This is a genomic window from Rhodococcus sp. 15-2388-1-1a (assembly GCF_002259145.1).
GTDB lineage: Bacteria > Actinomycetota > Actinomycetes > Mycobacteriales > Mycobacteriaceae > Rhodococcoides.
The window spans coordinates 42,351-56,049 of the sequence record NZ_NPFP01000054.1; the positions used below are offsets into that span (position 1 = coordinate 42,351).

Annotated in this window: 13 protein-coding genes; 10 read left to right on the top strand and 3 right to left on the bottom strand. The window is 61.2% G+C overall.

The genetic code is table 11. The features are described 5' to 3' along the window. Positions 1–63: 63 nt before the first annotated feature. The gene (locus CH302_RS29035) at positions 64–903 is read right to left on the bottom strand and encodes a hypothetical protein (protein ID WP_037189180.1); all 840 of its coding nucleotides are present in this window, start codon (positions 901–903) and stop codon (positions 64–66) included. A 147-nt stretch (positions 904–1,050) separates the two neighbouring features. On the opposite strand from CH302_RS29035, the gene CH302_RS29040 reads away from it, so the two are divergent. The 8 genes from CH302_RS29040 to CH302_RS29075 all read left to right on the top strand — a co-directional run bounded on the left by CH302_RS29040 (position 1,051) and on the right by CH302_RS29075 (position 8,913). Then, positions 1,051–1,872, top strand: a complete 822-nt coding sequence (locus CH302_RS29040) for an SDR family NAD(P)-dependent oxidoreductase (protein ID WP_037189114.1) — start codon at positions 1,051–1,053, stop codon at positions 1,870–1,872. Positions 1,873–1,911: 39 nt separating this feature from the next. Next, positions 1,912–3,366, top strand: coding sequence for an aldehyde dehydrogenase family protein (locus tag CH302_RS29045; protein WP_037189113.1), 1,455 nt, complete (start codon positions 1,912–1,914; stop codon positions 3,364–3,366). A 32-nt stretch (positions 3,367–3,398) separates the two neighbouring features. Continuing rightward, on the top strand, positions 3,399–4,190 hold the full coding sequence (locus CH302_RS29050; protein WP_037189112.1) for an HpcH/HpaI aldolase family protein: 792 nt from the start codon (positions 3,399–3,401) through the stop codon (positions 4,188–4,190). Between the two features lie 23 nt (positions 4,191–4,213). Next, the gene (locus tag CH302_RS29055; RefSeq protein WP_037189111.1) at positions 4,214–5,203 is read left to right on the top strand and encodes a ketopantoate reductase family protein; all 990 of its coding nucleotides are present in this window, start codon (positions 4,214–4,216) and stop codon (positions 5,201–5,203) included. A gap of 45 nt (positions 5,204–5,248) precedes the next feature. Then, positions 5,249–5,671, top strand: coding sequence for a nuclear transport factor 2 family protein (locus CH302_RS29060; protein ID WP_037189110.1), 423 nt, complete (start codon positions 5,249–5,251; stop codon positions 5,669–5,671). Between the two features lie 194 nt (positions 5,672–5,865). After that, entirely contained in the window at positions 5,866–6,198 is a 333-nt protein-coding gene (locus tag CH302_RS29740; protein ID WP_141216753.1) for a cupin domain-containing protein, read from the top strand. Positions 6,199–6,654: 456 nt separating this feature from the next. After that, complete coding sequence (locus CH302_RS29070) at positions 6,655–8,091, top strand: sugar porter family MFS transporter (RefSeq protein ID WP_230596198.1); 1,437 nt, start codon at positions 6,655–6,657, stop codon at positions 8,089–8,091. A gap of 54 nt (positions 8,092–8,145) precedes the next feature. After that, positions 8,146–8,913 carry a glucose 1-dehydrogenase gene (locus CH302_RS29075; protein WP_037189109.1) on the top strand — a complete coding sequence of 256 codons (768 nt, stop codon included), beginning with the start codon at positions 8,146–8,148 and terminating at the stop codon, positions 8,911–8,913. An 89-nt stretch (positions 8,914–9,002) separates the two neighbouring features. Here the strand turns inward: CH302_RS29075 and CH302_RS29080 are convergent, their stop codons facing one another. Further along, a complete protein-coding gene (locus tag CH302_RS29080; protein ID WP_176460810.1) occupies positions 9,003–9,854 on the bottom strand; it encodes an IclR family transcriptional regulator in 852 nt (283 codons plus the stop codon). A 208-nt stretch (positions 9,855–10,062) separates the two neighbouring features. Here CH302_RS29080 and CH302_RS29085 point away from each other — a divergent pair, with 208 nt between their 5' ends. Together CH302_RS29085 and CH302_RS29090 are read left to right on the top strand one after the other, a co-directional pair. Further along, the gene (locus tag CH302_RS29085) at positions 10,063–10,521 is read left to right on the top strand and encodes a MarR family winged helix-turn-helix transcriptional regulator (protein ID WP_052047456.1); all 459 of its coding nucleotides are present in this window, start codon (positions 10,063–10,065) and stop codon (positions 10,519–10,521) included. Then, entirely contained in the window at positions 10,518–11,912 is a 1,395-nt protein-coding gene (locus tag CH302_RS29090) for an MFS transporter (protein ID WP_037189108.1), read from the top strand. Before CH302_RS29085 ends, CH302_RS29090 begins: the two co-directional genes overlap by 4 nt. A gap of 84 nt (positions 11,913–11,996) precedes the next feature. On the opposite strand, the gene CH302_RS29095 is transcribed toward CH302_RS29090, so the two are convergent. Then, positions 11,997–13,496, bottom strand: a complete 1,500-nt coding sequence (locus CH302_RS29095) for an aldehyde dehydrogenase family protein (protein ID WP_094650314.1) — start codon at positions 13,494–13,496, stop codon at positions 11,997–11,999. Positions 13,497–13,699: the final 203 nt, after the last annotated feature.

Below are 13,699 nucleotides of genomic sequence, written 5' to 3' on the forward strand. Positions count from 1 at the left end.
CCGGTGATGGAATGTCGTCCCGTCGCCGGCCGTCCAACTCGCGAGCATGCGGCGCAAGCAGGCTCAGAAGGTATGCAGTACCGCGCGGAAGAATTCTGTGGGCTCGACAGCTTCGATGGTCACGGGCCCCTCGTTGGCCAGGAACTCGTAACCTGTTTCGGCACCGTACTTTTCGCCGCCGACAAGCACGTTGCCGTCGAGCTGGAAGAGAATCTCGATCGACGAGAATTGTCCGGCCCCGTAGGTCGCCCCTGCGTCCAGGCGGACGAACCCGAGGCGGAGGTTGCGTTCGGTGAAGTTACCGAGCCACTTGTCCCACACGCCCGAGTCACCCTGCTGGATCCAGTCGTACGCCTCTGGGTTCATGGCGATTACGTCGGTGTATCGCGGAGGAGCAAACTCGAGCTTGCGGCCGGTGGCGTGTTCGAAGATCGCCTGCGAACCGTCCGAGGTCTGCTCCACGCCATTCTCATCGGTGTAGTGGTAGAGCCCCTTCTTGAAAACACCCTTTTCGTTCAGCTCGGCGTTGGTCGCCTCACGCTGCGCCACAGAGAGATAGCCGTTGCCGCTGGCTCCACCTGCCTGCAGAACCAGTGTGCGCAAACCTTCTTCACGTTCCTGCGGTCCGTAATGGACACTCTCCGGGAAGTAGCCGACCCAACCCTGTTCCAGGTAGTCGGTCTCCGAGTACGGCAGCCGACCCTCGACGACGTAACGGACCTGATCGAAGTCGTGCCGGTGACGCGGGGTTCTCCACCCACCGCTACCGGTGTAGCCGGTGTTCAGGTCGTAGTTGTTGGGCGAGCCGTCCACACCGAACAGTAGATGCTTCTGTTCGAGCTTTCCCTCACGCATTGTGCCGACGGCTTCCTCACCGGTCTCCGATGCCCTACTCACTCGCATGTTCTGCTCCTTCACCACGTGGATGTTCGATCCGAACTCCGTTGACAATATCCCACAGTTCGGGATATTGTCCAATAATAGATAGATGCGGGTCACAATCCCGCAGTCACCGAGACACAACACACCGCGACTTCGACAAGGAACGACATGACGACAGCGCTCACACACGCCCCACAGGATTCGGGAGTTCCCGCTTCGGCGCGCGACTTCAGCGTGGAAGATCGGGTGGTCATCGTGACCGGTGCGGGACAAGGCATCGGACGTGAGATCGCACGACAGTTCGCTGCAGCCGGGGCTCTGGCCGTCGTTGCAGATCTCGACGAAGCCAGGGCGAAGTCTGTCGTCGGCGAGATCGAGAACGCAGGCGGAGTCGCGTTGGCCGTGCGGGTCGATGTCGCCGACGAGCAGGCCGTCGGTGCCATGGTGGATACCGTCGTCGCGAAGTGGGGCCGTGTCGACGTACTCATCAACAACGCATCCGTGTTCGCGACCATCGAAAAGGGACCCTTCGACGAAATTCCCGTCGCACAGTGGGAACAAGTATTGCGGGTCAATATCACCGGGACCTACCTCTGCGTCCGGGCAGTGGCGGCTCACATGCGCAAGGCGGGCTTCGGTCGCATCGTCAACATCTCCTCCGATGCGGTGACCCGCGGCACGGTGAACTACCTGCACTACGTGACTTCGAAGTCCGCACTGATCGGTATGACCAACTCGTTGGCGCGCGAGCTCGGTCCCCACGGAATCACCGTCAACTGTATTCGTCCCGGGTCGGTCGCCACCGAGGTCGAGCGAGTCATCAACCCCACGGCCGAGGTGCGCCAGCGCGCCCAGTCGCTTCAGTGCATTCCACGCGGAATGGTGCCGACCGATCTCGTCGGAATCATGTTCTTCCTGGCTACACCTGCGTCCGCATTCGTGACAGGGCAGACGATTGCGTGCGATGGGGGCTACACACACAGCAGCTAGGCCACCCGACGTGACATCTACCCCGAGGAAGGCTCGACCATGAGGCAGTACCCGCACCTGTACATCGACGGTCGATGGGTCGAGCCCATCGCACCCAGACAGCTCGAACTGATCGACCCCACGCGCGAGGAACCGTTCGCCACCGTCGCACTCGGTGGCGTTGCAGACGCTGACCTCGCGGTCGAGGCCGCGAGGCGCGCATTCGTTACCTTCTCCGAGACCTCTGTCGAGAGTCGAATCGCGTTGATCGACCGCATAATCGAGGTGTACGAGTCGCGCCTCGACGAATTCTCGGAGCTCATCGCACAGGAGGTCGGCATTCCGGTCTCGAACCGTGCACAGGTCGCAGGACCGGCCGATCATATGAAGGTTGCCCGCGACATCCTGCGCGGCTATCCGTTCGAGTCGAGGGTCGGCACAGCGATCGTTCGTCGCGAACCGATCGGCGTGTGCGCGTTGGTCTCGCCGTGGAACTGGCCGGTTCAGACGGGCGTCATCAAAATCATCTACGCCTTGGCGGCCGGGTGTACCGTCGTCGCCAAACCGAGCGTCGAATCCGCTGCCAGCGGCGTACTTTTGGCCGAGGTGCTCCACGAAGCCGGTGTCCCCGCCGGCGTGTTCAACCTGGTGAGTGGTACCGGTCGCGAAGTAGGTGACCGGCTGTCCCATCACCCCGACGTCGACATGATCTCGTTCACCGGATCCACCGGTGCCGGCAAGCTCGTGGGAGCTGCAGCGGCGACAAGCACTGTGAAGCGGGTATGCCTCGAACTGGGCGGCAAGTCTGCGAACATCGTCCTTCCGGACGCCGACCTCGAGAAGGCCGCACGATGGAACATCCAGCGATGCTTCGTCAACACCGGCCAGTCGTGCCACGCCCCCAGCCGAATGCTGGTGCACGAGAGCCAGATCGAGAAAGTCATCCCGTTCCTCCTCGACGAGGCGGAACGCTTCCGCATCGGTGACCCACTGGACAGTTCGACCACCATGGGACCGGTCGTCAGCGCTGCCCAGTTCGCATCCATCCAGGATCTGATCCGGACCGCCATCGACGAGGGCGCCGTGCTGGAAACGGGCGGCGTCGACCGACCGAAGGGCATCGACCGCGGCTACTTCGTGCAACCGACGGTGTTCACCGGAGTCACACCGAAGATGACGATCGCCCGCGAGGAGGTATTCGGACCCGTTCTGGTCGTGCTTCCCTACCGCGACCAGGACGAAGCAGTGAACATTGCCAACGACTCCCCCTACGGCCTCGGTGGCTACGTGTTCGGGGGCGACCTCGTGAACGCCAAGAAGGTGGCGAACCGCATTCGCGCCGGACGCATCAGTGTCAACGGCGCAGCAACGGACTCCCACACACCGATGGGTGGCTACAAGCAATCCGGAATCGGTCGCTCGATGGGCAGGCTCGGCCTCGAGGAATATTTGGAAGTCAAGTCTGTCTACGGGTTCGACGACGAAGCGAGCGACTTGCCCGCCTTGTTCGGCTGAACACACACAGATCAAACAGGAGACCACAGTACATGAGCGACGAAAACCCAGTTCTACTGCACAATTTCGCCAAAGAGAAGCTCTCCAGAGGCGAACCCGTCTACTCGATGACCGTACGCCTCGTCCGGACAATCGATATCGCGTCGATCGCATATACCGCGGGTTTCGACACCGTCTACATCGACCTCGAACACAGCAGTTTCTCACTTCAGGATGCAGGCCAGATATGTATGGCGTGCAATCATCTCGGTGTCACCCCTCTGGTCCGCGTTCCTGACCTCGATCCGGCGCTCATCGCACGCGTGATGGACTCCGGCGCAATGGGAATCGTCGTTCCGGGTGTTGCGTCTGCCGACGAAGCGCGGGCCGCTGTTCGAGCCGTCAAGCACGCGCCGCTCGGTGAGCGCTCGCTTGCCGGGGCAGCCCCCCAACTGCATTATCGAACATTTCCCGCTGAACAAGTCGTGCGCGAGTTGGACCAGGCGTCGATGGTCATCGTCATGATCGAATCTCAGGCGGGTCTCGACGCGGCCGAGGACATCGCGGCCGTCGAGGGAGTCGATGTGGTGCTCGTTGGCGCCAACGATCTGAGCGTCGAACTGGGTGTCGCTGGGCAGGTGGATCATCCGAAGATTCACCAGGCGTACCTGCGCGTCATCGCTGCATGCAAGGCCGGCGGAAAGACTGTGGGAATCGGTGGTATGGGCGGTCGTCCGGACCTGATTCGTCAGTACTTGGAGATGGGTGCCGGATATGTCTCGACCGGCAACGACATTTCGTTCCTCGCCGGTGCCGCCGCACAGAAGCGTCAGCAGTTCTCCTGACGCGAGAAAGCAGCTACATGCCCATGAAAGTATGCATTTACGGAGCCGGAGCCGTCGGGGGACACCTCGCGGGCCGTCTTGCCGCAGGCAAGGGCGGACCCGAGGTCTCGGTTATCGCGCGAGGCCCCCATCTCGCAGCTGTGCGCGAACACGGCCTTCGGGTGCAGACCCACGACAGTGAACTGCACTCGCATCCGTTCGCGACCGAGCGCCCGGGCGATCTCGAGCCGCAGGACATCGTGTTCGTCACGGTCAAGGCCCCTACGCTTCCGTCCATCGCCGCAGACATCGCGTCGCTGCTGCACGACGACAGCCTCGTCGTGTTCGTCTCCAACGGAATTCCCTGGTGGTACTTCCACTCCCACGGTGGACCTCTGGACGGCACCGACCTACGACGACTGGATCCCGATGGCTCCCTGTTCTCGCTCATCGGTCCCGATCGCACAGTGGGTGCCGTGGCGTACACGGCGGGAACCGTCGTTGCACCAGGCGAAATCGCTGCGGTCAATCCACGCAACAGGCTGATACTCGGCAGGCCCGATGGTCGAGTCGACAGTCGCGTGAATGCCATTGCGTCGCTCTTCGACTCGAGCGGGCTCGAAGCGACCACTACATCGACGATCCGCGACGCCGTCTGGGCCAAACTGTCGATGAATCTGGTCGGTGGCGCGCTAGGCGTACTGAGTAGCTCCGTGATGAAGGATGTCCTCGACAAACCCTCTATCGCCGCGACCGCGTTGACGATGGCGACGGAAAACAGCGCCATCGCCCGAGCGCTGGGATGCGAACCGGCCGATGCGGAGGAAGTTCTACGTAAGCAATCGGCGTCGACTCATCTTCAGAGCGTTGTCCAGGATCTGCAGGCCGGCCGACCCATGGAGATCGACGCCCTGTTTCGAGTCCCTCTCGAGCTGGCCGCACTGGCTCACGTACCGACACCGACGTTGTCTTTCGTGATCGAACTGGTCACTCAACGAGCTCGTGCTTCTGGCCTCTACCGCGACCCGGCTTGAACCGTTGGACGTCACCTACCACTGTCAATTACGGAGATCGCACCCATGCGCGCAACATCCGACACGATCGTTCTGCTCACCGAGTACTACACGGCCATGCAGAAAAACGATCCTCGACAATTCGCAAAGTACTACGCAGAGAACATGACTCTGACGTTCGGGAACAGCCCAGAGATTGTCGGGCGGGAGAACGTCGTCTTGGCCTTCAGCGCCGCGCTGGACAGGGTCGAATCACTCGCACACGATCTCGTCAACGCTTGGGAAGAGGACGGCGGTGTCGTCTTCTTCGAGTCTCTCGGTCGTTGGACCCTGCGCGGCGGCGAGGTCGTCGAGATCAAGGCCGCCTCGAGGATCACCATTGTCGACGGGAAGTTCGTGGACCAGAGAATCTATGTGGACAATGCACCTGTAGACGAAGCACTGCTGCGCGAGTCGGCGACATTCGACAACGCAAGGAAGGGTCACTGATGACCGGAGAGCACCGCGAGTTTCAGTCTCGCCTGATCGTCACAGGCCTTGACGACGAAGGCCTGTCAACTATCACGAGTGATGGTCCTACGACCGACCGACTGGTAGCCGACGGCTACACCCGGAACCACCTATGGCAGGGAACCGAGGTTCCGACTCCGGTCACGGCTCCGAACGGCCCTCCAAGTGCCGCCGTGATTCCGCCCCCGCCGGCCGGATACAACTACGTCATCACCGCTTTCGCCCCAGACAACGAGTGGGACTACGAAGGCGGCTACGCGCGAATCCTGGCGGAATCGGGCGCAGGAGATGCGATCGACTCGACAGATCCCCCGGGTATGCACACGACGGACACCATCGACATCGTCACCGTCATCTCGGGTGAGGCATGTGTCTTACTCGACACCGGCGAGACGATCATGCGGCCGGGCGACACCATCATTCAGCGTGGAACCAAGCACGCGTGGCGAAACCGGACCAACGAATTCTGCGTGGTCTCCGCCGTGCACATCAGCGCGACTCGCTGACTCCCGCCGACCGAAGATTCCGGTTCCCTCGCCGCATCGGCCGCTGAACCGGAATCTGTTGTCCGTCAACATTACCGAAGCAGTCGCATCCTGGGCCGATGTCCTACACCCTGGATCCTGCTCCTTCAAGAATCGCACGGCGACAGCGCGCGACAGTTCTTACCAAACTGTTGACTATTTCCCATATGGCAGGATATCTTCAATTATGTGAGTGCCGTCACTTCGGGCAGCAACTGCACGATGCGGCACTCCATCGATGCGTAGACCACCAGGCAGCGCGGACACTACCGCCCGCCCCGTGGCCCACGCCGCGCCTTCCACACCATAGAACCTGCCGCTGCCGTGCCAACCACGGATGCACCCACACTGTTGCCGAAGACCGACCGCAAGACCGGACATCGACCGAGACATGCGAACTTCCGCGGCACAGCCCGTTCATCAAGAAGGAGAATTTCTGTGTCCGACAAGTTGGACTCCACGCGGGTCTCGACCGACCAAGGTAGTCGCGAAGACCCCAGAACGTTTCTGTTCCGTCTGACGCTGATCGCCAGTATCGGCGGGTTGCTCTTCGGGCTCGACACCGGCGTGATCGCGGGTGCACTCGTGTATCTGCGCGACGACTTCAATCTCACCGCCGTCAGCGAAGGGTTGGTGGTCACCTCGCTACTGTTCCCCGGCGCGACAGCAGGTGCACTCCTGGGTGGCCCGATCGCGGATCGCTTGGGACGCAGAAAGTCATTGGTCATCGCTGGCTTCATATTCATTGTCAGCACCATCGTCTGTGCTCTCGCTCCGACAGTCGCAATTCTGGTCGCAGGACGAATTGCCTTGGGTTACGCGGTCGGAGTCGCATCCGTCGTCGTGCCGCTTTATCTCGCCGAGATGGCACCGGCGTCGCAGCGGGGCCGCATCGTCACGATGAATCAGTTGATGATCACCGTCGGACTGTTCCTTGCCTTCGTACTCAACGCGCTGCTGGCAAACCTTGTCGACAGCTCGGTGGTGTGGCGCTACATGATCGGCATCGCTGCGATCCCTGCCGTCGCCCTGTTCTTCGGCATGCTCGCGTTACCCGACACCCCGCGTTGGTACGCGAGCAAGCAGAGGTGGGACGAAGCGAAAAACGTGCTCCGACGTGCCCATGTGGCGGAACGGGTCGAAGCCGAGTACGAGCAGATTTCTTCGATCGTCGAAGACGATCAGATCAAGGGAAAAGTATCCGTCCTCGCCGTGCTTCGCAACGAACCGTGGATGAAGCGCTTGATCATGGTCGGCATCATTCTGGCGGTTGCTCAGCAGACCACAGGAATCAATGTGGTCATGTATTACGCACCGACAGTCCTGGAAACGTCCGGCCTGACCAGATCCGCCGCTCTGCTCGCATCCGTCACGGTAGGTATTGCGATGATCATCTTCACGATCATCGGAATGTGGATCCTCGGCCTCATGGGACGACGCAAGATGATGATGTTCGGCTTCATCGGTGTCGCTGTGTCACACTTCGGGCTCCTGGTCACGTACATGATGCCCGAGTCCACCGTCCGTTCGTACCTGATCCTGCTGTTCATGCTCTCGGTCACGGGCTTCATGGTGACCTTCCTCGGAACGACGGGCTTCCTGGTGCTGTCGGAACTATTCCCCCTGCCTATCCGTGGGTTTGCTATGGGTGCCTCGCTCGGTGGGCTCTGGATTGCGAACTCACTCATTTCGTTCCTTTTCCCGATCCTCGCGGAGCGGTTCGGGTCCGTGGTGGTGTTCGGCGGATTCATGGTGTTGAACGTTCTTGCCGCACTGTTCGCGTTTCGGTTCATCCCCGAGACCAAAGGCCGAACCCTCGAAGAAGTGGAAATCGAGATGCGAGCTCGCGGCACCGCGTCGGCAGCCGGTTCGTAACCGGACGCAGAGCAGACCTCTCTCACTCACCTAGCAGAATGCGATTACCCGAAAATGACTGAACGCAGATTCGCCGGAAAAGCTGTATTCGTGACCGGAGCTGGCAGCGGAATCGGCCGCGCAACCGCCTTGGCCTTCGCGAGCGAAGGTGCGGACGTGGTTCTGGCTGACATAGATGCCGTCGGAAACGACGAAAGCGCCAGGCTCGCAGCCGAACACGGCGGTCGAGCGGTAGCGATACGCTGCGACGTTTCGTCCTCCAGCGACATTCGTAACGCAATCGAGCGGACCGTCGAGGAATTCGGTCGGCTCGACATCGCGTTCAACAATGCCGGCATCGAACAGCCGGCCGCACCACTGGTCGACATCGAGGAAGACGAGTGGACACGGCTGATCGACATCGATCTGCGAAGCGCTTTCCTCTGCATGAAGTACCAGATTCCCGCGATGCTCAAAAACGGTGGCGGATCCATCGTCAACACGTCGTCGGGAGCAGGTGTCATCGGGATTCGAGGGCAGGCGGCATACGTCGCTGCGAAGCACGGATTGATCGGACTGACCAAGTCTGCCGCGCTCGACTACGCCGACCAGGGCATTCGAGTCAATGCGGTCTGTCCCGGAATCATCGAGACGCCCATGATGGACAGGTTTTCGGGCGGCACTCCGGAAGGCAGGGCTCGTGTGATCGGCCAGGAACCCGTCGGACGCATGGGAACCGCCGCCGAGATCGCGTCTGCGGTTCTGTGGCTCTCGTCAGACCTCGGAAGTTTCGCGACAGGTCATGCAATGGTGATCGACGGAGGTCAGACCGTCGGTCTCTGACCGACCTTCCGGTACCGGCAAATCGCCGTCAGACAGTGTGAGAGCAACTCGTCTGGCGGCGATTTGCCTTGTCTGCTTGGGAGATTCGATCACAAGGAACTCGAGACCGGTCCCGCAACGTCGGCAGCGTCGGCGCGACGTTGGATGTCGGCCACTCCGTCCGAAATCTTCGACGCTGCGAGCTTCACGGCCGTCACTGCCCGCTGCACGTCGACATCGCGCCGCTCGTTCACATCCCACGCCACCCCAACACTTCCCAGTGCCGTCTTCTGTCCGGTGAGAACAGGTGCCGCGACTCCGCAGACGCCAGGGTTGAACTCCCCCACCGTGACGACGAAACCGTCTTTCTTGAATGCTCCCAAAGTCGTACGGAAAGCGCTCCACGAATCTCCCAGACCCGCCTGCTGGATCTGCTCACGTTGACGCGGGTACAACGCCTTCAGCCGGTGATGTGGAAGGTACGCCAGGATTATTTTGGACACCGCTCCATGAAACAACGGACGCCGTTCACCGCGAGAAAAACGGTTGGCCGGACTGAGCGGAGCGCGGTACTCACCGACACAGAGGACCGAGTCGCCGAATGGTCGACACAACAACGCGGAGTGACCGATGTTGTCGACAAGATCCTCCAGCACACCGCGGCTGGCCAGTAGAAGTGGATCGGTCTCGCGAATCTGACGATCCATCTCGATGATGCGGGGACCGAGAGTGTATTGCCCGTTACGCACCGCGGCGATCAACCCGGCATCGTTCAACGTCTTGATGTACCGATACCCCGTCGATCGAGACGTATCGAGGTATTCGAGGATCGCGGCAGTGGACCACATCGGCTGGGCTTCGCTGAACAGTTCCAGAATGTGGAGCATCTTCTCCAGGCTGCCGGCCGCGTCCGGGCTTTCCACCACCTCATCGAGGCCATTCGATGCATGAGACCGTGCCATCGTTCGAGTCCGACCCATTTCTTCCGTCGTTCGCCGCGTACCACTCATCCTAATGCTCCGGCCCACCATGATGCGTCACGCCGCACTCACGCCCGACCGACCGGATATTAGCCAGTGATGCTGGCTACTTATCCGCCATCTTACCCCCGGAAACACGTTTATGGGCGTATATTGATAAGCAATGCTGGCTATCAATAAGGAGGGTCACGTGGACGATCGGGTCGATGGACTCCGAGAAGACATCGTGCTGTTCAACCGCGCTATTCGAGCGAACGTTGCTGGCCACCTACTGACGCCCACCCAGCTTCAGACCCTTGGGAATCTCGACCGCATCGGCGCAATGAGCGCCCGTGAACTGGCAAATGTGGAGCGGGTGACACCGCAGACCGTGGCTCGGACGGTAACACTCCTGGAAGAGCGCGGACTGGTTACACGCATCCAAGACCCCGATGACGGTCGCGCGCAGATTATTTCGATCACGCAGGAGGGAAAGGCCAAGCTCGGAGCCGACCGCCGCAAGCGCGACGAGTGGCTGGCGAACGCACTGGACACGCATTGCAGTGCGGTGGAACGTGACGTGCTCTTCGCTGCCGGTGCCCTGCTGCGTCGCCTGTCGAGCGCACCCGTCGTCGGCGACAGCGTCGACGATCGAGCGGTGCGCGAATGACGCGGAGTACCGACACGGAGCCGACGCGAACATCAATTCCATTCAGCGTCCGAGGAGCCGCTGCCACCGGAACCGTGCTTCAACCGCTCAACTCGTCCATGATCGCTGTGGCCATTGTCGGAATCGCAGCTCAGTTCGGCCCGAGCGCCAACGTCTCGTGGGTCATCTCGGCCATGTACATCACAACCGCCGTCTGCGCGCCCATGGCGGGTCGCTTGGGATCGATGCTCGGCGCGCGTCGAGTGTTTCTGGCAGGTCTGGCTTTCGTGGCACTGGGTTCCGTCTGCGGGGCCTTCGCACCGAACATCGGGACGTTGATCGCGTCGTACGTTGTTCTCGGAATCGGGATCTCGGCGCATATGCCCAACGCCATGACCATGGTGCGCGCATACGGAGAACTCCACGGGCAGCAAACTCGCACTGCGCTCACCACCATCGTGATGTGCGGCCAGTCCGTTGCTGCGCTCGGACCTACCGTCGGCGGTCTTCTGGTCGGAACGTTCGGCTGGCAGTCGATCCTGTGGGTGAACCTTCCCGTCGTGGCCATCAGCGCAATCGCAGTGTTGTCGGTCGACGTTGGAAACGAAGGTCGGTCCACGGTGTCCGTGCGAGAAGCTCTCGGAGCCATGGACGGAATCGGTATCGCGTTCTTCGTCACCGCAGTGGCATCCTTGATGGTCTTTCTGGTGTCGATCGGAGACACCGTCCGATGGTGGATACTCCCCGTCTCTTCGGTCGCGTTCGTGCTGTTCGTGGTGTGGGAACGTCGCACGGACCAACCGTTCTTCGACGTTCGCGCTCTCGTCCAGAACCGTGCGCTGGCTGCGACTCTGTGCGGTGCACTCATCACCTACACGTGCTTCTACTGCGTGTTCTTCGGCATTCCACAGTGGCTGCAGGCTTCTCGGGGAATGACACCCATCGAGACCGGTCTGACCATGCTGCCGGTCGCCGGCGTCACCGTCCTGTCGACGGTCATCGGAGCCCGCGTGTACGGCCGGTTCGGCGCGCGACGCACCCTTCTCGCCGGCACGGTCATGATGCTCGTCGGCGGCACCCTGATTGCCACCGTCGAGTCCAGCACCGCCCCGATCTACGTTCTGCTTCTGGTCGCTGCCGTACTCGGAATCCCCAACGGCTTCCACAACATCGGCAATCAAAGCCTCATCAATGCGACGACCTCGGTCGACGATGTCGGCACCGCTATCGGGATGTACCGGACGATCGCCTTCGTCGGAGCAAATCTTGCGGTGGTCGTCTTGCAGATCACCGCAGGTCCGGTCGTCGACGACGACGGCCTGCACCGGACGGGCATGTTCATCATGGTGTGCGCCGCAGTCGTTCTCGCGGGGTTGCTCGCTTACCGTCGAGCGGCGACGTCGCGAGGTTGAGACAAGAAAGTGGGCCCCTTCCGTTGATTGCCCAGTAAGGCAACACAATCGAAGAAGGGCCCACTTTTCGGGGTCAGCGAGTCGTCACAGCTCCATGTACACGCATTTGGTGTAGAGGTAGTTGTCCATGTGGGCAGCGTTGCCCTTGGCTCCGTATCCGCTCAACTTGGTGCCTCCGAAGCCGACCATGGGATCGATGTATCCATAGCAGTTCACCCACATCGTGCCCGTGTGCACTCCACGGACCACCCTCATGGCGGTCGACAGACCTTGCGACCACACTGCACCGCCGAGTCCGTAGTCGCTGTCGTTGGCAATGTGAATAGCCTCGTCCACGTCGTCGAAGGGAAGAATCGAGAGCACCGGTCCGAAGATCTCCTCGCGGGCGATACGCATATCGTTCGACACACCGCCGAACACGGTCGGTGCCATGAAATAGCCGCTGCCGAGATCGCCGCCCAACCGCTCGCCGCCACGGAGCAGTTCGGCTCCTTCCTCACGGCCGATGTCGGTGTAGGCCATGACCTTGTCCAACTGGGGCTGCGAGATGATCGGACCCAGGGTGGCCGCGTCGTCGAGGCTGTGTCCGACCCGGATCTCGTCCATGTACTTCAGGAGTCGCTCGGTGAATTGATCGACGATGGACCGCTGAACCAACACACGCGTTCCGGCGAAGCAGATCTGACCGGAGTTGGCAAACACACCCATGGCTGCTCCTGGTACCGCCTTGTCCAAATCTGCATCGGCGCAAACGATGTCGGCGGATTTGCCACCGAGCTCGAGCTGTAAGCCCTTGATGTTGACAGTCGAGGCCTTGATGATGCTGCGGCCGGTCTGCGTCGATCCGGTGAAAGCAATCCGGTCGACGTCCGGATGACTGGCCAGCGCGTTGCCCGCATCTTTGCCCAAGCCAGTGACCACGTTGACGACGCCGGCGGGAACGCCGGCCTCGTGCAGTATCTCTGCCGTTCTCAGAACGGACAGCGACGCGTCCTCGGAGGGCTTGAGTACGGTGGTACAGCCACTGGCCAAGACCGCACCGATGATCCAGAACTGGCCGCCCAACGGGCCGTTCCACGGGATGATCCCCCCGATGACACCCACCGGAGCTTTCAACGTCATCGTGGCGATGTCGCCAGGGATGCCATTCATCAATGTCTCACCCGAGATGTTCGCCGCTTGCGTCGAGAAGAACGACAACATCTTCATCAAGGCCGCCTTGGAGTTGCGCAACCTCGTGACCGGGGCACCCATGTCCAGTGCTTCGATCTGGATCAGTTCGTCGAAACGGTCGTCCATGATGTGCGCGATACGTGTCAATAGAGCTTGACGTTCGTAGGGAGACCAGGTGCTCCACTGACCGTGGAAGGCGCGGCGGGCCGCGACCACCGCCCGGTCGATGTCGGACTCGCCGCCTGCACCGATCCGGGCGAGAACCTCACCCGTAGACGGATTGACGGTCGTCAGAGTCTCACCGGAATCAACCGGAACACCGCGCCCGTCGACGAAGGGGTGGTGCACCTCCCTCGCCAGGAAACTCTGCGCACTGTCCAAAAGTACCAAATTCTGCAGATCCGTACTCACTTGCATCCTCTCGAAAATTATCGACGACACCGCATCGGTCGGTGGAGCGTCAACCGACTTGACGGTTCTTGAATTCGGACGCGGGCTGTGCGTCCACGAGCCGAAAATGATTCGCGTACAAGGATTTCACATCTGGTGTGCCGCTCGGCCCAAACTACGCGGACGCTCGGGTGGAACTTCGTTGGAACCGGTCGGCTCGACAA